Origin of the sequence: Phormidium tenue FACHB-1050, from assembly GCF_014696925.1 — a bacterium.
Lineage (GTDB): Bacteria > Cyanobacteriota > Cyanobacteriia > Pseudanabaenales > Pseudanabaenaceae > Pseudanabaena.
Window position 1 is genome coordinate 1 of the sequence record NZ_JACJQY010000018.1, and the last position, 20459, is coordinate 20459.

Annotated in this window: 20 protein-coding genes; 14 read left to right on the forward strand and 6 right to left on the reverse strand. The window is 40.5% G+C overall.

Translation table 11 applies throughout. The features are described 5' to 3' along the window. The first annotated feature begins 200 nt into the window (after positions 1-200). The 8 genes from H6G05_RS12345 (at position 201) to H6G05_RS12380 (ending at position 7042) form a co-directional block, all read left to right on the forward strand. Entirely contained in the window at positions 201-677 is a 477-nt protein-coding gene (locus tag H6G05_RS12345) for a hypothetical protein (protein ID WP_190578464.1), read from the forward strand. Positions 678-786: 109 nt separating this feature from the next. Further along, the gene (locus tag H6G05_RS12350) at positions 787-1272 is read left to right on the forward strand and encodes a DUF1269 domain-containing protein (RefSeq protein WP_190578465.1); all 486 of its coding nucleotides are present in this window, start codon (positions 787-789) and stop codon (positions 1270-1272) included. A 289-nt stretch (positions 1273-1561) separates the two neighbouring features. After that, entirely contained in the window at positions 1562-1756 is a 195-nt protein-coding gene (locus H6G05_RS12355; RefSeq protein WP_190578466.1) for a hypothetical protein, read from the forward strand. Positions 1757-1787: 31 nt separating this feature from the next. Then, the gene (locus H6G05_RS12360; RefSeq protein ID WP_190578467.1) at positions 1788-3194 is read left to right on the forward strand and encodes a PRC-barrel domain-containing protein; all 1407 of its coding nucleotides are present in this window, start codon (positions 1788-1790) and stop codon (positions 3192-3194) included. Beyond that, positions 3194-4915, forward strand: a complete 1722-nt coding sequence (locus tag H6G05_RS12365; RefSeq protein WP_190578468.1) for an HAD family hydrolase — start codon at positions 3194-3196, stop codon at positions 4913-4915. Before H6G05_RS12360 ends, H6G05_RS12365 begins: the two co-directional genes overlap by 1 nt. Before the next feature lie 189 nt (positions 4916-5104). Beyond that, entirely contained in the window at positions 5105-5839 is a 735-nt protein-coding gene (locus H6G05_RS12370) for a hypothetical protein (RefSeq protein ID WP_190578469.1), read from the forward strand. Between the two features lie 142 nt (positions 5840-5981). Continuing rightward, positions 5982-6185 carry a rubredoxin gene (gene rd, locus H6G05_RS12375; protein ID WP_190578470.1) on the forward strand — a complete coding sequence of 68 codons (204 nt, stop codon included), beginning with the start codon at positions 5982-5984 and terminating at the stop codon, positions 6183-6185. 329 nt (positions 6186-6514) lie between these two features. Then, entirely contained in the window at positions 6515-7042 is a 528-nt protein-coding gene (locus H6G05_RS12380; protein WP_190578471.1) for a Dps family protein, read from the forward strand. 63 nt (positions 7043-7105) lie between these two features. Here H6G05_RS12380 and H6G05_RS12385 read toward each other — a convergent pair whose 3' ends face one another. Then, entirely contained in the window at positions 7106-7546 is a 441-nt protein-coding gene (locus tag H6G05_RS12385) for a hypothetical protein (protein WP_190578472.1), read from the reverse strand. Positions 7547-7860: 314 nt separating this feature from the next. Then, positions 7861-10176: an NACHT domain-containing protein gene (locus H6G05_RS12390; RefSeq protein ID WP_190578473.1), complete on the reverse strand. Its 2316-nt coding sequence runs from the start codon at positions 10174-10176 to the stop codon at positions 7861-7863. A 1223-nt stretch (positions 10177-11399) separates the two neighbouring features. Here H6G05_RS12390 and H6G05_RS12395 point away from each other — a divergent pair. After that, a complete protein-coding gene (locus H6G05_RS12395; RefSeq protein ID WP_190578474.1) occupies positions 11400-12320 on the forward strand; it encodes a GGDEF domain-containing protein in 921 nt (306 codons plus the stop codon). 231 nt (positions 12321-12551) lie between these two features. Here the strand turns inward: H6G05_RS12395 and H6G05_RS12400 are convergent, their stop codons facing one another. Continuing rightward, positions 12552-13859 (reverse strand): MFS transporter, encoded by a 1308-nt coding sequence (locus H6G05_RS12400; protein WP_190578475.1) that lies wholly within the window; start codon positions 13857-13859, stop codon positions 12552-12554. 389 nt (positions 13860-14248) lie between these two features. On the opposite strand from H6G05_RS12400, the gene H6G05_RS12405 reads away from it, so the two are divergent. From H6G05_RS12405 to H6G05_RS12425, 5 genes are all read left to right on the forward strand, one after another. Then, positions 14249-14665, forward strand: coding sequence for a YggT family protein (locus tag H6G05_RS12405; RefSeq protein ID WP_190578476.1), 417 nt, complete (start codon positions 14249-14251; stop codon positions 14663-14665). 214 nt (positions 14666-14879) lie between these two features. Next, complete coding sequence (locus H6G05_RS12410; RefSeq protein ID WP_242025464.1) at positions 14880-15572, forward strand: sterol desaturase family protein; 693 nt, start codon at positions 14880-14882, stop codon at positions 15570-15572. Between the two features lie 216 nt (positions 15573-15788). After that, positions 15789-15971, forward strand: a complete 183-nt coding sequence (locus H6G05_RS12415) for a CsbD family protein (RefSeq protein WP_190578478.1) — start codon at positions 15789-15791, stop codon at positions 15969-15971. A gap of 257 nt (positions 15972-16228) precedes the next feature. Further along, positions 16229-16624, forward strand: coding sequence for a hypothetical protein (locus H6G05_RS12420; RefSeq protein WP_190578479.1), 396 nt, complete (start codon positions 16229-16231; stop codon positions 16622-16624). Between the two features lie 31 nt (positions 16625-16655). Next, positions 16656-16808, forward strand: a complete 153-nt coding sequence (locus tag H6G05_RS12425) for a lmo0937 family membrane protein (protein ID WP_190578480.1) — start codon at positions 16656-16658, stop codon at positions 16806-16808. A gap of 192 nt (positions 16809-17000) precedes the next feature. Here the strand turns inward: H6G05_RS12425 and H6G05_RS12430 are convergent, their stop codons facing one another. The 3 genes from H6G05_RS12430 to H6G05_RS12440 all read right to left on the reverse strand — a co-directional run bounded on the left by H6G05_RS12430 (position 17001) and on the right by H6G05_RS12440 (position 20442). Then, positions 17001-19274, reverse strand: coding sequence for an amylo-alpha-1,6-glucosidase (locus H6G05_RS12430; RefSeq protein ID WP_190578481.1), 2274 nt, complete (start codon positions 19272-19274; stop codon positions 17001-17003). A gap of 69 nt (positions 19275-19343) precedes the next feature. After that, a complete protein-coding gene (locus H6G05_RS12435; protein WP_190578482.1) occupies positions 19344-19928 on the reverse strand; it encodes a hypothetical protein in 585 nt (194 codons plus the stop codon). 25 nt (positions 19929-19953) lie between these two features. Beyond that, positions 19954-20442: a hypothetical protein gene (locus H6G05_RS12440; protein ID WP_190578483.1), complete on the reverse strand. Its 489-nt coding sequence runs from the start codon at positions 20440-20442 to the stop codon at positions 19954-19956. Positions 20443-20459: the final 17 nt, after the last annotated feature.

The following is a 20459-nucleotide window of genomic DNA, read 5'->3' on the forward strand; positions in this document are numbered from 1 at the left end:
TTTTTCGTCGTGGTTTTGATTTCCTGCGTCACTTCATCTTTGACCTTCATCTCAATTCCGAGGCTTTCTTCAACTCCATTAAATTTTTGTCCTGTACTTAGTTCGTAATCAATCAACTTATTCAAGAAATCAAACAGTAACTTGCAATTATGTTTGTAGGAAACAATTTCCAATTATTAACTAAATTAGGAGGAAATTCTATGAAAGTTGCTCAATTTCTGAAGCGATTTATGATTATAGTCTTTGTCTGTGGCTTAATCGCTTTTGCTAATGTCACTCCTGCGATCGCATCTCAGGACAATCAAATCATTGACAACCTGACTATGCCCAACATTCAGAAAAAAGCTGAAGATGCATTAAAGGGTAGTACCTACGATACTAATCAAGAATATACGTCTGATGATGGATCGAATCAAGGGCTAAATGAGATTCAAGGGACTTCTGATTTCAACAAAATGAAGCGAAGTTCTAATGAAGATACACCACCTGTTGTCAAGCAAGTAGAAAAGGCTCTGTATAAAGCTGGTGACAAGATGAGTTCTGCTAAAGATAACACCTTTTACAAAGCTGGCGATGCAGCAAGCTTTGTAAAAGACAAAGCAGGAGATGTTCTGAACACCCTGACTGATAAAGCTACTGATACCGCTAAAGCAATCAAAAACAAAGTTAAATCTTAAATAAGATTAGGACTTATTTCTTACCAGTTAAAGATGTGCGCGGCTCCGCCGCGCACATCTTTAACTGATAAGTGATTATGTATCAAGAAAATATAAACTGGAGAAATGAATGAGTAGTCTAATTGCTGTTGGCTTTAAAGATGAATTCACTGCTGACGCAGTTTTACTGGAACTCCGAAAGTTGCAAAAAGAGCATCTAATTGATTTAGAAGATGCCGCTGTCGTGATTAGAGATAAAGATGGCAAAGTAAAAATCAAACAGACTCAAGAACTTACCACTGCTGGAGCCTTAAGTGGAGGTTTTTGGGGTTTACTATTTGGTTTCATCTTTTTTAATCCTCTTTTGGGTTGGGCTGTTGGCGCGATCGCAGGCGGGATCTCAGGAGCATTCTCAGATATTGGGATTGATGACAACTTCATCCGCGAAGTGGGCAGCGCCATTGAACCTAACACCTCTGCTATTTTTGTATTGGTGAGAAGAGCCACTCCTGACAAAGTATTGGAAGATCTCAGCAGATTTAATGGCAAAGTTCTGAAGACTTCTCTATCTAATGAAGATGAAGCAAAGCTCCAAGCTGTGCTCACAAAATCTTAGAGACAATACTAATAATGCAGCGCTTCACGCTGCATTATTGCTTCTTACAGCCTATTGAACCCAGAAAGATTTTTGAAAGCGTTGTGAAGCAATGCTTTCAAAAATCTTTCTGGGTTTTAATTCAGCGCAAAGCGCTGTAGGTAGAAGTAGAAGCAACATTTGTAACACTTTGTTGCATAGTAAATCAATTCAAGCAAATCACTCAAGAGACTAAACACTCTTCTGCAATGGTATGGACATAGAGAAGCTTTGAATTTCTCTAAGTGACTATAAACTTGCGAGGAAATATATGCCTAGACTTGTAGGAAAGAAAAGTAATTCGGCTTTATATACTGGCTTCGCTATGCTGATAGCTGCGGCTGGAGTCGTTGCATTAGAATACTTTGGAGTAATTGATCTTGTTCCTAATTTTGGCAAAGAGACTGAAGTAAGAAGTAACTCTACTAGCCAACCTGTAAAAACTAATAACAAAGCAGTCAATTAAGGTTGACTTTCACCAAATTTAGGAGAATGACATGCGTAATGGTAAAGGGATGATCGGTAAACCTATAGTTGCTTATGACTCTGGGGAAGAATTTAGAACAATTGTAGACTTAATTTTTGACCAAGAGAATAATCAATTATTGGGTTTCCTTGTGGATGAAGGTGGTTGGTTTAGTAATGCGTTGGTACTACCCCTAACCAATGTGCAGGCGATCGGTGCTGATGCCGTAATTGTTGCCTCTAGAGATGCGATCGATTCGGCTACCCAGTTTCCTGAAATACAAAGTATTTTAGAAAGAGATAATATCTTGAAAGGCACAAGAATTATGACCCTTGATGGTCGTGATTTGGGAACAATGGTTGACCTTTATTTTGACGATACCAGTGGGGTGATCGAAGGGTACGAAGTTTCGGGGGGTATCTTTGCCGATGCTTATTCTGGACGCTCTTTTGTACCTGCTCCTGACACCTTGAAGATTGGAGAAGATATTGCCTTTGTGCCTTCGGAGACTGCTGACTTGATGGAAGAGCAAGTGGGTGGAATTAGAGGAGCGATGCAAACTGCAAGTGGCAAAGTGCAGGAAATGGCGCAGTTTACTGGAGAAAAAGCTCAAGAAGCAGCGCAATTTACTGGTGAGAAGTTTCAAGAAGCAACAACATTTGCAGGGACTAGCTTTACTAATGCAGTTGTTGATCCAGAAGAACAAGAAACTTTTGTACTAGGCAAAGTTGCTCAAAAAACTGTGGGAACTACCGATGGTATAACCTTAATTCGTGAAGGACAGGTAGTGAGTTCATCCCATATCTTGGCTGCTCGGAACCTGAATCTGACCAACGATCTCTATCATGCAACGGGAGGACGGGTGACAGATAGACTAGGTGAAAGATTGTCAGGTGCTGTTACAGGCGTGGGCGCAAATATTGGCATTGAGCAGTCCCAAGGTCGGCGCGTGAATAGGATGATTTTTACACCTGAAGGCTCAGTTGTGGCTGTAGAAGGTCAAATTGTGACTCCAAGGGTAATCGAAAGAGCCAAAGCTCATCATCAAGAACAAGCTCTCTTAGAAGCGGTTGGTTTAACTACGGGTGATGCGTTGAGAGTTACTGGCTCTAATGTCGGACAACAGGTTAAGGATGGAGCCAAGGGTCTATGGGAACAGGTGAAAGAAACTGCAAGCAATTTGCAGGATCATGGCACTCACGCGATTGAAGAAAGAAGGATTAAAGGCGCTTTGGGTCGTCCTGTAACTCGCGTTATTCTCGATCGCAATGATGAGGTGATTCTCAATGTTGGCGAATTGATCACGCATCAGGCGATCGCTATTTCCCGTGATGCTGATGTCTTAGAAGTCTTGCTTGACTCAGTTTATGCAGAGACTCCCAACCTATCTCTAGATGATTTACGCGCTCCTGAATCTGGCAAAGCCGCTTTAAATTAATGCATTATTTAATACTAGCCACAGATTACGATGGAACCTTAGCTAAGGATGGGCAGGTATCAGATGTAACTCTTGATGCACTCAAACGTTTGCAAAAATCAGGACGCAAGCTGATCTTAGTAACAGGAAGACAGCTTGAAGATCTGATAGCAGTCTTTCCTGAAACTAGTCTATTCGATTGTGTGGTGGCTGAAAATGGAGCCGTAATCTACTTTCCCTCCACTCGTGAAGAATTACTACTCGGCAGCTTACCCCCTGAAAAATTTGTCAATGCGTTGCGATCGCGTAATATCGATCCCCTTTCGATTGGCAAAGTGATTGTGGCAACATGGGAACCTAACGAAACTGAAGTGCTGACCGCCATTAGAGAACTGGGATTAGATCTACAGGTAATCTTTAACAAAGGTGCAGTAATGGTCTTACCCGCAGGAGTCAACAAGGCTTCGGGATTGAGTATGGCTCTCGACAAAATGGGCTTATCTGTCCGTAATACAGTTGCCGTCGGTGATGCAGAGAATGATCTGGCTTTTCTAAAACTATGTGAGTTTTCTGTTGCCGTCGCTAATGCCTTACCATCGGTTAAGAGTGAAGTGGATTGGGTAACGGAATCGAGTCGAGGAGATGGTGTAGTTGAATTAATTGAGCGATTATTGACCCTAGACCTAGCCGACGATCTTCGAGAATCTTCGATTTTGCCAGATCGTCACCGTATCTTATTGGGTACACTTGATAGCGATCGCGCAACCTATATTCAGCCACTTAACCACAATATTTTGTTGGCGGGAATCTCTGGTGGTGGCAAATCCACCTTAGCCACAGGATTAATCGAGCGATTTATTGATAAGAGCTATCAAGTCTGCATCATTGATCCTGAAGGCGACTATCAAAGTTTTGATAAAACCGTCATCGTGGGCAATGCTCAACAGGTTCCTAGTTCCGCAGAAGTGTTAACGGTTTTAAGTAAGCCCGAACAAAACCTAATCGTCAATTTAATGGGAGTGAAAATCGACGATCGCCCATTATTCCTTGCTCAATTACTACCTTCTCTATTAGAAATGCGGGTGCGGACTGGGCGACCCCATTGGATCGTCATTGATGAAGTGCATCATATGTTTCCTTCATCGTGGAATGCGGCGGTGACTTTGCCTCAATCTGTTAATGGCATTTTGATGGTAACCGTTCATCCTGAGCATGTGGCAACTTCGGCTTTGTCGCTGATTGACACGGTGATTGCTGTCAAGTCACCCATGCAGACATTTACAGAATTTTGCAACACTGTAGGACATCAGCTACCTAATGAGCCTCTTCCTACAGAACTGGCTTCAGGATCGGCAGTTGCTTGGTTTCTTAAGACTGAAGAACAGCCATTTCAATTTAAAGTAATCCTGCCTGTGCAAGAACGTCAACGGCATATGCGGAATTATGCTGAAGGGAATTTGGGCAACGATCGCTGTTTCTTTTTTAGAGGCGAAGATGACAAGTTAAATCTCAAAGCCCAGAACCTGATCATGTTTAACCAACTTGCCGCAGGAGTTGACGATCGCACTTGGTTATATCATTTACATTCACAAGATTACTCAAAGTGGCTCCGAAATTCGATTAAGGATAAAGCCTTGGCGGTGGAAGTCAGTGAGATCGAAACTGATGGAAATCTCTCACCTACTGATAGTCGCGATCGCATTAAATCAGCTATTGAGAAACGCTACACCTTACCTGCTTAATACCAAAACACAAAATGGCTACGCCTTTTTGTGTTTTGGTATCTAAAAGCACAGGCTTCTTGGCTTTTAGATACTTCCCAATCATTAAGCTGCTATTAAGCTTATTTAGATTCAATCAACTCATTCATGAAGTCAAACATAGCTCTGTCAGATTGGAGAATATACCAATAATTCATAAAGGAACAGTCGATGAAAATTTATCTTCTATCTAGTCTCACTCTATTGATGTTTAGCAACCTTGTATCTGTAGCAAAAGCAGAGACAATTAATAATTCTAATTGTGGATGGGTAAAAGATTGCGCGATCGCAGTCAAAAAGAACGAAGTCGCTAAACCTATAACACCCTCAATAAAATTAGAGCAAGTTGAAAATTCCATTCAATTATCAGAAGACAAAATACCAACAGTCGCAACTTTAACTGAGAATTCCCAAGGTAAGGCAACTAGCCTCAAAGGTTCAGCGATCACCATTTCTCAGATCGTGCCTCCCACTGATAGCAACGGTAACCTTATCTTTAGATCTACGCGATCGGGACCAAGTTATTTAGGAGTTGGAGCTAACTTCGGTGTAACTGGTGGAAGTGATTTAGGCGGAACAAGTTTTGCGATTATCAGCAAACTTGGTTTGACTGAAGTTATATCAGTCCGCCCTAGTGTGCTGATACTTAGAGACTTTGCCACTATCTTACTACCTGTAACCTATGATCTTGCACCTCAACAGTCCTTAGGAGATTTGCAATTCTCTCCCTATCTTGGTGGTGGTATTGCGATTAATACTGGTTCCAATAGTAGTGTTGGTCCCATGCTTACCGCTGGGCTAGATATCCCTCTATCCTCTAGATTTACGATCAATGTAGCGGCTAATTTGGCTTTTTTACGTACTACCGATTTGGGTATTTTGGTTGGGATTGGATATAACTTTTAAAATTTTGTGAGCAGTGAAATATGATATCAGCTTCCATCTCTACAAAGGTGCGATCGCCTGTCCTTAATTAAAGTGCGGCGCAAAACACCGCACTTTATGAGCTTCTCGAAACATTTTTATATTTAAGAACTTGGAGTCAACAATGGAAAAGTATATTTGTAAAACCTGTGGATATGTCTACGATCCTGCGATCGGCGATCCACTCTCAGGTATTGAGCCTGGCATTCCCTTTGGATCTTTGCCCGATGATTGGGTTTGTCCAAGTTGTGGAACTCCTAAGTCTGACTTTGAGCCAGAAGATGCACCCGCAACTGATGTCCCCTTAATGGAACCAGTCACATCCTAATCTTTCATTTACAGAATTGCTCTAGCTTTCTCTAGATCTCAATACCAATTCACAAAAGTGTAGCCACACTTTTGTGAATTGGTATAAGAAGGCAACTGTGTCCACACAAGTTATCAGCTTTAGCGTGAGTTACTAATGATCCCCCTCAATCCCCCTTTTTAAGGGGGAAGAAGAAAATTCTCCCCCCTTAAAAAGGGGGGCTGGGGGGGATCTAAACCCTCAAACGTAGACAGAGAAACTTGTGTGTACACAATAGTCTTAGAAAGAGAATTCAGAGGGATCTCTTAGAGTCTTTAACCAACACCATTCATTAATTCAAGGAAATAATTATGCAGAAGATTAATATTGGGCTAACTGAAACTCAACGCCAAGGAGTGATTGACCTCCTTAACAATGATTTGGCTGACAGCTACTTGCTACTCGTCAAAACTAAGAAATATCACTGGGATGTCGTTGGTCCTCAATTTATGACCTTACATAAACTATGGCAAGCTCATTATGAAGCTCTAACGATCAATGTCGATGCGATCGCTGAACGGATTAGAATGCTTGGCGGCTACCCTGTTGGTACGATGGCAGGATTTTTGAAAATCTGTTCTCTCAAAGAACATGCTGGTAAGATTCCGACCGCGACAGGGATGGTAGCAAACTTACTAGAAGATCACGAAAAAGTTGTGCGTAACTTGCGTGGAGATGTTGATAAGTGTTGTGACAAATTTAAGGACGATGGAACTGCTGACTTTTTGACTGGACTGATGGAGCAGCATGAAGAGATTGCATGGATGCTTCGGTCTTTTATGGAAGGTGAATCCCTAAAATCCAATGGGTCAAAACCAGATAGTAAGGACTTACGCTAATAAACACAAAAAACCGTAGAGTTGCGCCCCACAGGGGCGCAACTCTACGGTTTTTTACTGTACCTAACTAGATGCGCGATCGCTGCCAGATTCAATCATTAAAAACTTACCGTTGTCAATTGCTTCAACAAACATGGCTATGGCAGGTTTACTAATTCCCAACCTAGTTAAGGTGACTTCTAAACCACCTTCTGCATTAATATTTACCCAATTCAAGGTGCTTTGAGGCTCTTGGTAGTCTTTGGCAATAATAGAAATATGAGAGCTGAGCAAACCTTGTTGCTCTATTTCCGATACCGCTTGTTTAGCTTCTTCTTCGGTGGCACAGATCTCAATCACAGTTACTCTATTGGTTAACTCCGATAGAGAAGATTTTTCTTGTGTGTAGGTCATCTCTGGATCGATCGCACAGTTATTTACCGAACTTTCACCTGCACCTGTGCGATCGTAGGCTTTATTTATTGCGTCAGGATACACAGATGCTTGGTCTGTTAATGTAGTCATATTCTTATTAAAAGGTGCTGTAACTACCTTGTAAGAATCATGATTGACTTGATAAATGAAATCGCGAAGTTGATTGATCTTGTTGCAAAGTGTAATAACTGATGTTACACGAAATGAATTCGTTCTATAGCCAAGGTTTGGGGCTTGCCCTGTGGTGCAGCCCCTACAGCAATCTAAATTTTTGGGGTAGGGGCAATCCCCCCGTGGTTGCCCTGCTTTGCTATCAGCAAGAGATTCATCAGGTAAAATTTTCGCGGTGTGTCAACCTCAAAAAAGATTGAGATTGCCGCTATGCGGCAATCTCAATCTTTTGACTATTCCCATTCGCGCTTTTCGAGTTCTTGTTGCGGTAGCAACAAGGTTGCTTCTATTTCTTCGCGAATACTGCTAGTAACTTCGCAATTACTATTGAGACAATCAAGCAGCAGTTGATTAGCATCGTAATAATGTTGCAAAGCTTGCTCTTGAGGAATACTAAATTCCCACTTCTTACCGATGTTGCGATGGGAAGCGATCTCCTCCTGTAGCTTGATTACCCATGCTGCATAATTGTTTTTGCACCAATTTTCAAAGCTTTCCTTCGTATGATTGTCATTTGGGAGTTGATCGCTGAGTTGCTGTAGTGATTTATGAAATCCAATATCCACGACAATCCCTAAAATATTGCTCAGAGCATCACCACAAGCATGGACATAGGCAAAATCTTTACTATTTTCAAGGACACATTCGCGTAATAGTTCATCCAGAGCCGCATCTAAAAATTCACCTTGATCCAAAGTAGCAGCTAGTGCTAAGTCAGGCGCAAGTTTAGGCGCACGGGTTAGTGCTAGATAAAAGGCTCGACCCTTAGCAGATTTCGCTTCTAATGGATTAGATTCAGATTTTTGGCTTGCCCAACCTAAAAAATTTTGCAGATGGGGATCTTCAGAAACAAGCGCATCAATTTGTTGCTTCATCAACTCCACCAAACCATCCGCACTACGGAGCATACTCGCCGTCAGCAAAAAGATTTCTCGCCAATGGGGATCAGTAATATGGTTTACCAGTCCCTGTAGAGACTGCCCTAGAGCTTGCAGATTATGATTAGCGACGATCTTACGAGCCGTGAAATATTCCTGTAAGGCGAGATAAGAGAAGGAGAAGATCCCTCGCGCTCTCTCTGCTAACAGTCCATGTTGAGACTCGATCGATCTTAAGACCTCTTCGCTTGCCGCCTGAATTTCCTCAGGATCATTGCTTGAATCGGGAAGGCTTTCCAGATAGTCACTGATATATTGCTCAACAATCCTTTGCTCAAAGAAGTATTGACCTTGCTCAAAGGTTGCCGAGGCAATTTGACTCAACAGCTTCAGCTTTTGTGGCAACAAAAATCCTTGATATACTTGATCCCGCTCAATACCCTGAGCCTTATCCCATTTACCGAGAAGTAGATCCATTCCTTGTTTATAAAACTCGGCTTGCTTGAGGGGAAACTTGCCTTGACGATGAAATATAGAACAGGCCAGATGCAGAAATAAGGGAGTCGTAATCATCCGCCGAAACCGCCAATTTTCGGCCAGTTCCAGCTTTTCTATAAATAGTTGTGCATTGGCAACTCCCTCCTCAAAATCTTGATTAAAGGCGACAAACCATTTTTGCGAAAAATCAGAAATTTGCTTTTGGGTAAATGGAGCGATTTCCACATCCGTAAAACCTTGCAAAGCTAACTTTTGAGAAGCAGTGCGGCAGGTGGCAACAAATTGATTTTTATGATATTTGTCAGAAAATCGTCGAACTTCGTTGATTATTATGTTCTCTTCTTCCTGAAAGACTTCATCCATGCCATCGAGCAAAAGTAAAACTCGGCCTGCCTGTAGTAACTTCTTGATCACTGACAGTTGCGAAATATCTGAAGTTATAAATTCCTGATGGATGAATTCCAAGAAATCAACTTGGCGTTGTTCTCTATGGCTTTCTGCAAAATCTCGAAGTTTAATAAAAATAGGAACCTGACTCGCATCTGATTCTTCCCGATTGCATTCAAAGGCAAGATGCTTAAGGAAGGTCGATTTACCAGAACCTGGTTTGCCCAAAACTCTGAGCTTGTTATACTTGGCAACTGCCTGCCTCCCCGAAGTTTGGCTTTCGACAATTTTGCCCAAGCCAAAGCGATCAATATCTGTGGGATCGAGACTATTAATTGCAGCGATTTCTAGCCATTGCTGACTAGCTATCTGTTCTAAAATATTGACATCAATGTAAATCTGTTCGATGTTAATCGGACGATTAACATCCAATAACTTCAAAATGCCACATTGGTGCTTGATTTTTTCCCGTCGTTGCGATCGCACTGTTTGCACGAGGGCATCTATCCCTAATTCAGCCAAGTTAATACTTCCATCTTCATTCCGATCAATATATTCGAGAGGTGGGTCAAGAGCAATCTCTCGCCAATCTAAATCCAACCTTATACAAAGTTCAAAGAATGTATAACGTTCGATCGGTTGACCACCAAAAAATCGCCAAATCGGTTGTCTAGTTTTGATACCAACTTCATTAGCAAGATATTCTTGTGTCCAGCCTTTGAGAGCAAATTGCATCTTAGCCTTTTTTACCCCTGCTGGTGATGCCTGTAGCGATCTTTTTGCCATAGGGTAATTAGCTCGTATATGTTTTGTACATCCCGGATTATCTTAATCAATCAAATAAAAATCAGAAGTTTTAGACTCCTAAAGTATATATTTGTAATTAAGTCAATCAAAATATATCAGTAACACTACAAATATTTTTTAGCATAATAATTTATTTATATTTTGCTAAATCCCCAATCCAAATCCCTGTAGAGCGTCATTTTTTATTTTTTTATTAATCAGAATTCTCACTAAAAACCTTTTCCAAACTGGATTAAGGGATATTTCCTTAGAGATTACAACATCCAGAAGTTTATATTTCAACAATTTCCAAGTACACACAAAAAGTTTAAATCTTACATCTCAATATAGGATCAATCCATAAATTATCCCATACTTTGCTTTCTTCGATATAAGCTCTAATGCTGTCATGCAGCTTGTATTTCCACCAATTTGTATAAGTCAGATTCAAGTTCTAACTTAATACTAGATTGATTTTTCAATTTTTGTACTAATTACTCTAGTTTTTTGTAACGAATTAAAACGTTCTAAAACATCTTATACAAATCAATCAATTTTTTATACATTATTTCCACTATCAAAATGTGAAAATTAAAATATAGCAATCCTAAAACGAGTTGTGGGAAACAGAATCTTAATAACAAGGGACTTAAGCCCCTTGCCCTTCTCACAAATGAAACAGGATTGCTATATCAAAATATTAACTAGCTACAATCAGAGCCTATTTTGATCAGTCTTACCACCTTCTACCTCACCCTTGTATGGAATACTGTATACACACAAGTTGTCAGCTATATCGTGAGTTACTAATGATCTCCATCAATCCCCCTTAAAAAGGGGGAAGAAGAAAATTAATTCTCCCCCCTTTTTAAGGGGGGCTGGGGGGGATCTAACCCTCAAACGTAGACAAAGCATTGTATGTACATGGAAGTTTAAATCTCTTAGAGCTTTTAAGAAATCATTTAAGAATTACTTTCTGCGGTCAAAAGCTCCAAGAGATCCCCCTCAATCCCCCTTAAAAAGGGGGAAGAAGAAAATCCTCCCCCCTTTTTAAGGGGGGCTGGGGGGGATCTAGACAATTCTTAAATGGTTTCTTAAATGAGTTTTAAGGAAGAGTTAGAGGCTGGTAAAATTGAAGTTTATACTAGATTCAAGACTTCCCAAACACACTCTCGCTGAATGTCACTCAAAAGCCATAACCTTTCATCAGTAGGAAGAACCATATGGATAACGAAATCCCCGTAGAAATAAAGACATTAGAACATTCAGAAAGTATTGAAGAAATCCCCCTTAAACTTGTTCTTGATCAAATTCTTGATCAAAGTGAAGAAATTAAAGAAAATGTCAAAAAAGTTGTTGATCAAATAAGTTCAGTAAATGCCATTTTTAAGCAGGACAAAAAAATTTATTTCCCCTATCCAACTATCGAACAAGCGATCGCTCAGAATGAAGAAGCTGAACGGAGGATAAACAAAGCTGTAGGAGATCTACATCAAGTTAACACTGAACTAGCTAAGCAGGTTGCAGAAAGAATTGATATCGAATCTGAATTAAAACAGACAAAGAGTGAGCTAGTAAATATACGGGCGGATTTATCAAAATCCCAATTAAAAGAGAAAGATGCACTATATATCGCCCTGCATGACCCACTAACGGGACTACCAAACCGCTTGCTGTTAGAACAACGTCTTGATCATGGATTAGCCCAATCCAGAAGATATGGTCAGAAACTAGCGGTGATGTTCATCGACCTAGACAAATTTAAGAACATCAATGATTCCTATGGTCATGATATTGGCGATAAGCTGCTGATCACTGTCGCAAGGCGTTTACAAGATGCTGTGCGAGGTGAAGATATGGTCAGTCGCTGGGGAGGTGATGAATTTATATGTCTCCTTATGAATATAAAACACGAATCTGATGCGGTTAACTTTGCCACTAAGATGGTTGAGGAGATTTCTCAAGAATGTGATTTAGATGGCACTGTGGTTTCTATAAGTGCCACGATTGGAATTGCGATATGTCCTAAAGATGGAGAAACGGCTGAGATCCTATTTAGACAAGTGGATCGAGCTATGTATAGATCAAAAGGGACAGATCAAAGAATTATGCTATTTGATGAATCTATTTTAGAGCCTCTTTAATTGCTGATGTTACGTGGAATAAAGATTGCCCTCACACCCCAGCCCCCTCTCCCAGAGAGGAGAGGGGGAGCAAAATCCAGAAAATCTTTTTCCCCTCGCCCTTTGGGAGAGGGGCTAGGGGTGAGGGGCTTAGAAGCATAACAGGGCAACCACGGGGGGATTGCCCCTACCTGCAAATTTTTAGATCTTGTAGTGGCTGCGCCACAGGGCAAGCCCTAGACTCACGCCATCTCAAGCATTCTCATGGACAAATAGTAAAGGGATAACTGCAACTAAACGGAGAATTGCAGAAAGAACAAACACAACTACAAAGCCTTCGTAATGAGCATATTGAGCTAAAGCCCCGCCTAATGTCGTGCCTAAGGCACTGCTGACACCTGCGATCGCAGAGACCATCGCAAAGAAAGCAGCATGATGTTGGATAGGTGCGATGCCAATCTGGATATTGTTACTTCCTAAATCAATCGCTGCCCAAGTCCCTCCTAAAAAGAGATGAAAAATACTCAGATATAGCCATAATTTATCTTGCACTGCGGACATCCCAGTCAGCAACCAAAATAGCGGCGTAATCGCGATCGCCATACCCACAAATATTAATAAAGGACGATTGCCAAAGCGATCGCTTAACCTTCCCCATACCAATAGCATCAACATATTTGCGCCACTGGATAGGCTACTAAATAGAGTTACCCAAGTAATATCAACTCTCAGATTATCTAACATGTAGAGATTAAAAAAGGGAGTACTAAGATTCACCGCAAATCCCCAAAGCGCAACATACAACAGAAAAATAATCAGGTTGCGATCTCGAAAGGGAGAGATGAGATTCTTAAAGATATCTATGGGACTATGTTCTTGTTCTGTGGCTTTTTTAGCTTGATATTCTTGGGGATTAATATCGATCATAAAGTGTTGACAAGTCAAACTCGCCACCCCTGCCAAAATACCCACACTCAGCACCAGCCCATAACCACTAATGCTTCCGCCCTGCCAATTGGAAACTATCAAACTAGCGATCGGCAAACAGAGTAATCCTGTCACATTACTCACAATACTTCGCACACTATAGTATCGACCTCGTAATTTCTTAGGAACTAGGGCTGCTAACCAACTCATCCAAGAGGCGCTGCCCATCGCCGCTAAAATATTGGAAGTGATCACTAAGGTTAATGTCAAATAGACTAAGTTTTGAGAATGATGAGTATTTGTCCCCCTGAGAATAATACCAATCAGTAGAACTAACCAAATCAACCTTGCGGGTAAAAAAGTCCAGATCCCATAGTCATGACGACTACGCGAACGATTAGATAATAAGGCTCCTAAAGGCTGTAAGAGATTAGCTAACATCGGTAGAGAAGATACAGTACCAATCTCAAATGGACTTGCACCTAAATCTATTAAAAAGCTACTCAATAAAACGCCGCCAGTAATATTACTAAAAACTGTTGATAAACTACCATCAATACTCGATGCCCGTAAACTATTACGAACGGATATCTTAAGTTTTTTTGTTTCTACAGCATAGGTTTCAACAATCAAAATAAACCTATATATTTTATGTAATTCACAACAATAATGCGCTTACTATAGCAATCCTAAATAGGTTGTGAGAGTGCGTGCAATCTCACAACACTCAAAATCTTACAACTCATTTAGGAGCGCTATATATTGCTTTTCAAGCAAGCGAGTTATAAAGGTTTATTTCCCCACCTTCGGCGAGGAAACAAACCCGTACTTCACTAGAATGATAAACACTATATGGCAATATAAGTTGCCGAATTCTATTATTTTTATTGTAAATATTTGTAGGCAAATAGAACAAATCACACAACTTATACACTAATCAAACACGATCTCAACCAATATTGTGTGAAAGTGCATATCTAGCTATAACACACTATTTATACTCAAAAATTAACAGGCTAAAAATGAACGTCAATCAGCGTGATGAAAATAATATAGAGCGGCGGAAAGACTTACGACAGGATGAAGAAACTTTTCGACTGCGACAAGAAGAATCGCGGTTAGGATCTGCTCAGCGAAGTAACACCTATTTCTGGATAATTAATAGTATTTACTGGCTAGGAGGAATCTTAGAAATATTGCTCGTACTAAGATTTGTACTACGCCTATTTGGAGCAAATCCCCAAAATGAATTTGCCCGACTAATCAATAATCTATCCGCACCATTTATTGCTCCATTTTCCACTTTGTTTATTAGTCCCACTTCCGAAGGAGGTGCAAATATCTTTGATGTGAATATTGTGATTGCAATTATTGCCTATGCACTCTTGAGTTATCTTTTGGTGTCTCTAGTAAGGTTCATTTTTTATAACAGAGTATAATCAACTACAGCGCTTTGCGCTTAATTAAATCCAGAGAAGTTTTTGGAAGCGTTGTGGAGTGCCGCTTCCAAAAACTTCTCTGTACTACTCAAAGCCTCAAAAGGCTGTAAAGGGATAATACAAGGAGACTAAATTGCTAGATCACTCATTTGGTTTCTATGTTATGGCACTTTTTGGGATTATCCTTATCAGATATTTTCTAGTGGCGGGGGGGATGTACTTATTCTTTTATTCACCATCTCGTCAACCATTATTAGAAAAAAATCTACGCCAGAATCCTTCTTGGGAATTAATTAAAAGTGATATTAAACTTTCGGTGCTGTCGACGGTAGTATTTGCGATCGCCTCAGCCTTTATCTTGTCAGCTTATAATTGGGGGCTTACACGCATATATAGCGATCCACACCAGTATGGGCTTTGGTATTTAGGTGTGAGTTATGTCCTAGTTTTGATTCTTCAGGATACCTATTTTTACTTTACACATCAACTGTTTCATCATCCATCACTGTTTTCATGGGCACACCAAGGACACCATCGATCGCGCTATCCGACACCTTGGACTTCATTTGCCTTTGATCCACTAGAGGCGATCGTTAGTTCACTCTTTTTGATCACGATTGTTTTTATCCTGCCATTACATTTCATCACCTTGATCGCCGTACTAACTACGATGACAATTTGGGCAGTATTAAACCATTTAGGAACTGATCGACTCCCTCTGTCCTTTCCCCACCATTGGCTAGGTAAGTGGTTTATTGGTCCTGAGCACCATTCTCTTCATCATCTCAAGTACAATCTACACTACGGGCTTTACTTCACATTCTGGGATAAGTTACTCAAAACTGAAGATCCCAAATTTGTAAAGAAGTTGAATGAGCAGCGAACGGGGGAAGTTGAACATATATAGCAAACCAGCAAAAAAGCAAAGTAAGGGCAATTCATGAATTGCCCTTACTTTGCTTTTTTTGCTTAAGTCCAAAGATTATGATTTGTATCTTATTCAATCAATTTAATCAATTCATTCAAAAACTCAAATATCTGTTTGTCATAGTAATGACATAAGTTCAGAGTTGTGGATGCAACTTTGAACAACAGTTCTCAAGTTTAATTAGGAGCATACATCATGAGTTTGGAAAATAGAGCTAAGGCAACTGCCAAAAACGTCGAAGGCAAAATCCAAGAATCTGTAGGCGATCTAACTGGTGATACCAAGGATCAATTGGAAGGCAAGTCAAAACAAGCTGAGGCAAAAGTTCGTCATGCCGCTGAAGATGTTAAAGATAATGTCAAAAAAGCGATTGACTAATATTTTTATTGCAGAGGCAATTCACAAATTGCCTCTGCAAAAGCTGCTCTCATGACTTCTTTGAATTACTAATATTTTAAGTTGTCAAAGTCTGCTTAAAGCACAAAATGGTTAGTTCATTTTGTGCTTTAAGCAGACTTACTGGATTTAGTTTTTCGCTTACAACTTGTCATCACACTTTTGTAAGCGAAGCCCTTTAAACCTCTACAGACTTCTATCTGACTTGAAGAAAACCATAAATCAAGGGCGATACTTAGATGAGCAAAGCAGGGTTATGGATTGACTATAGAAAAGCGATAATTGTATCCGTTATGGAGACAAGGGAAGAGATCAAAAAAGTAGTACCAGAATCTGAGAAATGCCATCGACCATTTATAAATTCATCTTTTAAAAGTAGTTCTCGATCGCTTCAAAAGCCAGAAGAACATCTTATCCAAAGCATTTTTCAGGAACAACTAAACACTTACTATGATGAAATCATTGCAAGTGTTCGTGATGCTAACTCTATCTTGATATTTGGGTCAAATACTGCCAAGGATAAACTGAGAGAGCGCCTTGAAATGAATAAAATGGGCGATCGCATCATCAGTATTGAAACATCTGAACAGCTCTCAGAGCGACAAATTTCGGCAAAAATCTTACAGCAAGTTTAACCACTTGATATTTTAAATCAACGAGAAATACATGCTAAATCTAATCTGGACTGGTGTTGGTGTACTCATTATTTTGTGGATATTAGGTTTCTCAATTAACATTGGTAGCGGCTTAATCCACATACTTTTAGTTCTTGCCGTGATCGGCATTGTCTACAACCTATTTGTAGGACGAAGTGCATAATATAGCAATGTAAGTTTTGCTTAGGACATAAAACCCAAAAGATGAGGGGCGGCGCGAAGCGCCGCCCCTCATCTTTTGGGTTTTGATTTGTCCTAGCTATCTCTTGCATTGCTCTAGTAGGGGCAATTCATGAATTGCCCCTACTACATTTCCTAATAAATAGAAGTGTGGCGCAAAGCGCCACACTTCTATTTATGCCTCAATAATGACGCGGACATTGCCGCGTTTTTTATTGACACGACAGGCGGTAGTATCACCAGAACGCTCAAACTCTAGATCGAGTAATGTTTGCCCAATTCGCAAGTTTTGAATCGATAGGCGATTAATAGAATTAAGTAAACATGGATCGAGAATCCTCAGTTGATTATTAGGCGCATCGGGAACAAAATTAATCATGATTCCAATTAATTGGAAAATGCTTCCCGTTGACCAAGCTTGTGGTGAACAGGCGACAGGATACTGCACAGGAAAACTAAAACCATCATGCGCGTAGCCACACAATAGCTCAGGCGGACGGTGATAGGGCTGAGAAATCGTCATATCGATTAAGCCTTGCGCGATTCGCAATGACTGTTTGACAAGACTATGCGATCGCATCCCGATCGCGATCAGACTATTATCATGGGGCCAAACGGAACCAATGTGATATCCCATCGGATTGTAGGCAGGTGAAAGACTGCTCAAAGTCCGAATTCCCCAACCATTAAACATATCAGGAGCATTTAAACGGGCGGCTACACTAATCGCTTTTTCATAATCAAAAATACCTAAATTCAAGCAATGCCCAGCATTAGAAGCAACACTATCCACCTGCTTACCTGCTCCATCTAAAGCGATCGCGCAATAGTCTTGATCAGGCATCCAAAAATCTTGATTGAATCGTGATTTTAAATCCTTCGCCTGCGAACGCCAAAGTTCCGCCAGATCGAACAAATGTCTTTTTTCGGCTAACTCACTCATGCGGATTTTGGCGGCGTAGACATAGCCCTGCACTTCACATAAAGCGATCGCTCCCTCAGCAATTTCTCCTTTACTATTGACGATGCAATTTTCCGAGTCTTTCCAGCCCTGATTGAGCAAACCTTTGTCCGAAGAACGATGATAACGGAGATAGCCCGTTTCTTGACAGTTGCGATCGATCCACGCCATCGCCGAGAGCGCGTTCGGCCATAGATTCTCTAAGGTGGGCTGATCCGCAGTCCATGCATAATATTCAGCATAGAGCATTAACCAGAGAGGAGTTGCATCCACAGTTCCGTAATAGGGAGTATGGGGAACTTCCCCACAACGAGCCATCTCTCCTAGCCTGATTTCATGGAGGATTTTCCCCTTTTGTTCATCTTGCCATTCGTTATCGACTTTGCCTTGAAAGTAAGCCAAGAGAGAAAGCGTATCACGAGCGATCGTGGGATCTAAAACCAAGGTTTGCGAAGCAGAAATGATCGAGTCTCTACCAAATAAAGTCGAAAACCAAGGCACTCCTGCTGAGAGGAAGTTATGCTTTTCCGATGTCTGTCTGAGCAAATAAACATCCTGCACAGCGCGATCGATCACATGATTCAGGGATTTATTATCCGTCTGAATTTTAGTAATTTGCTCAGTCCAGAGTTTCTCCTCTAATAACTCCTCAGTTTTTGCCTGTGTAAAGGTTTCAGGGACACTGACTATCGAGGTCGGACAATTATTTGTAAACAAATGAATCCGATAGCCGATTGTTCGCGATTCATGGGCGGCTAAGTCTAAATGCCAGATGGCAGTATAGCCCTGAATTTCTTGGGGCTGAAAATAGTCAAATTGAATTCGTGATTCCATCAAAGAACCATCAATTCCTTCATAGGCAAGCACAATTTCTTTGGGTAATATTTCCGCAGATTTCTGATCTTGATTGGGTAGATAGCGGAGAAAATTGCCCCTTTTTTCGCGCTTAGCCCCCCGCACTTCAAACAAGTCTAGAAAATCAGCATCTAAGCTCAAACTGAGCGTAAAGCTTACGGGATGAGTATTGTAGTTTGTTACTTGTGTCTGCTCAAAAAAACCACCTTTAATCACAATTTCCCGATGAATATCAATGGTTTCAGTCTTAATTTGACCACCCTTGCCATTCTCAATTTCGGGGTTTGCACATAAAACTGTCATTGCAAAGCCTTTACGCGCCGTACTACTAAAGGAAATAGGCGATCGCCCATTAATTTGTAACTCTAAGCGACTGAGAAATCTAGTGTCACGGCAAAACAATCCCATACTGTCTTCGATACCACCAAGGCGACAGCTAAGGTCAGAGATATTGCCTAAGGTATCCGTAATCAAGAATAAATCGTCATCTTTTAAGGTCAAGGTAGCGATCGGATGTTCACCAATGACACAAATCCAAGGAGAAATCAAACTTCTATCAATAGGAATATATGTCCTTCCTCCGACTTCAATTGTTGCAGATTCAGTGATTGCTAGGGGAGTGGTGTCGGGCATTTTATTATTGATATTGTGTTAATTAATTGAGGATTACTTACCGCCCATGTAGTGGACGGTACGATTCGATTATCTTAGTGATAACCAATGAGAGATGCTAGGTAAGCAATACAAAGGCTTACTAGCACAATAAGAACGAGATACTTTTTGATAGTAAAAATTGATTGCATCAGGATTAATTGGAGCAATATATTTTAAATTCGCCCTCACATAACACACTCCTAAGTCATCGAAAGTCAGGGGCTTTACAGGATATGCTAACTCCTCTCTTGTGCCGATTACCCGCAACCAAGGAAAGCCACTACTGTCTAAAATGATCGCATCATCAGCATCAGTATGGGGATTGGGAACTCTCCCTTTTGCAGTTTTGTTAAAAACAGCCGTAAGAATAGAGCCTCTTGGAATGCGGGATCGGATCTCTCCATTTGGGCTGTACCGACAATTTATAGTTCCACCATTTCTTTCTGATTCTACGGACTCAATTACTAGCCACTTTGGGACAGCATAAAAGCCACGATTTCCTTGTAAAAATATACTGCTAAAGTCACCGCTAAGATTAGGTTTGGGGACATCCGCAGCTTGCGCGATCGCCTTATCCTCAAAAACAAGTAAAGAAAAAATAATTGCTACTAACAAAATTGGCAATTTATCCAAATTTAGTCTTCTACTTCTCCTTTTTTTATTCATGAACATTGGCACGACTCCTATATTGCAAATAGATAAAATCAACAATCATTAGAAATGCAGGAGCAGCAAGCCATAACCAAAAACCAATTAATAATTTAGTTAATAAAATTTGACTATCAGGACTACTCCCATTTGGCAAAGCAAACCAATATGCGGATATTGTTCCGATAAAACCAACAACAATTGCAGCAAGGGCGGTGAATTTAGAAAGCTGGTATTTCTTCTTTACAAAAGATACACAGGAGAACCAATAAAGTGGATTGGCAAGCCAGCCGATCGCAGGTATTTGGAGAAATAATAATCCAAGTATGCCCCAAGCAGTTACTTCAATTCCTCTCATATCAACTATGATACCTGAATGAATTGTCTTATAGTTGATGATCTCAAAAGCAAGAGAAGGGAACACAAGTCCCATGATATAGAGCCATAAGGATATTCCTAATAAAAATAAACGGCGATCAAAGAAAGATACTTTTTTCATGGAGTGTTACCTATAGA

Bases quoted from the DNA above. Each gene is read 5' to 3' on its own strand.
- H6G05_RS12345 (WP_190578464.1), top strand. From the start codon at position 201: ATGAAAGTTGCTCAATTTCTGAAGCGATTTATGATTATAGTCTTTGTC.
- H6G05_RS12350 (WP_190578465.1), top strand. From the start codon at position 787: ATGAGTAGTCTAATTGCTGTTGGCTTTAAAGATGAATTCACTGCTGAC.
- H6G05_RS12355 (WP_190578466.1), top strand. From the start codon at position 1,562: ATGCCTAGACTTGTAGGAAAGAAAAGTAATTCGGCTTTATATACTGGC.
- H6G05_RS12360 (WP_190578467.1), top strand. From the start codon at position 1,788: ATGCGTAATGGTAAAGGGATGATCGGTAAACCTATAGTTGCTTATGAC.
- H6G05_RS12365 (WP_190578468.1), top strand. From the start codon at position 3,194: ATGCATTATTTAATACTAGCCACAGATTACGATGGAACCTTAGCTAAG.
- H6G05_RS12370 (WP_190578469.1), top strand. From the start codon at position 5,105: ATGAAAATTTATCTTCTATCTAGTCTCACTCTATTGATGTTTAGCAAC.
- rd (WP_190578470.1), top strand. From the start codon at position 5,982: ATGGAAAAGTATATTTGTAAAACCTGTGGATATGTCTACGATCCTGCG.
- H6G05_RS12380 (WP_190578471.1), top strand. From the start codon at position 6,515: ATGCAGAAGATTAATATTGGGCTAACTGAAACTCAACGCCAAGGAGTG.
- H6G05_RS12385 (WP_190578472.1), bottom strand. From the start codon at position 7,546: ATGACTACATTAACAGACCAAGCATCTGTGTATCCTGACGCAATAAAT.
- H6G05_RS12390 (WP_190578473.1), bottom strand. From the start codon at position 10,176: ATGGCAAAAAGATCGCTACAGGCATCACCAGCAGGGGTAAAAAAGGCT.
- H6G05_RS12395 (WP_190578474.1), top strand. From the start codon at position 11,400: ATGGATAACGAAATCCCCGTAGAAATAAAGACATTAGAACATTCAGAA.
- H6G05_RS12405 (WP_190578476.1), top strand. From the start codon at position 14,249: ATGAACGTCAATCAGCGTGATGAAAATAATATAGAGCGGCGGAAAGAC.
- H6G05_RS12410 (WP_242025464.1), top strand. From the start codon at position 14,880: ATGTACTTATTCTTTTATTCACCATCTCGTCAACCATTATTAGAAAAA.
- H6G05_RS12415 (WP_190578478.1), top strand. From the start codon at position 15,789: ATGAGTTTGGAAAATAGAGCTAAGGCAACTGCCAAAAACGTCGAAGGC.
- H6G05_RS12420 (WP_190578479.1), top strand. From the start codon at position 16,229: ATGAGCAAAGCAGGGTTATGGATTGACTATAGAAAAGCGATAATTGTA.
- H6G05_RS12425 (WP_190578480.1), top strand. From the start codon at position 16,656: ATGCTAAATCTAATCTGGACTGGTGTTGGTGTACTCATTATTTTGTGG.
- H6G05_RS12430 (WP_190578481.1), bottom strand. From the start codon at position 19,274: ATGCCCGACACCACTCCCCTAGCAATCACTGAATCTGCAACAATTGAA.
- H6G05_RS12440 (WP_190578483.1), bottom strand. From the start codon at position 20,442: ATGAAAAAAGTATCTTTCTTTGATCGCCGTTTATTTTTATTAGGAATA.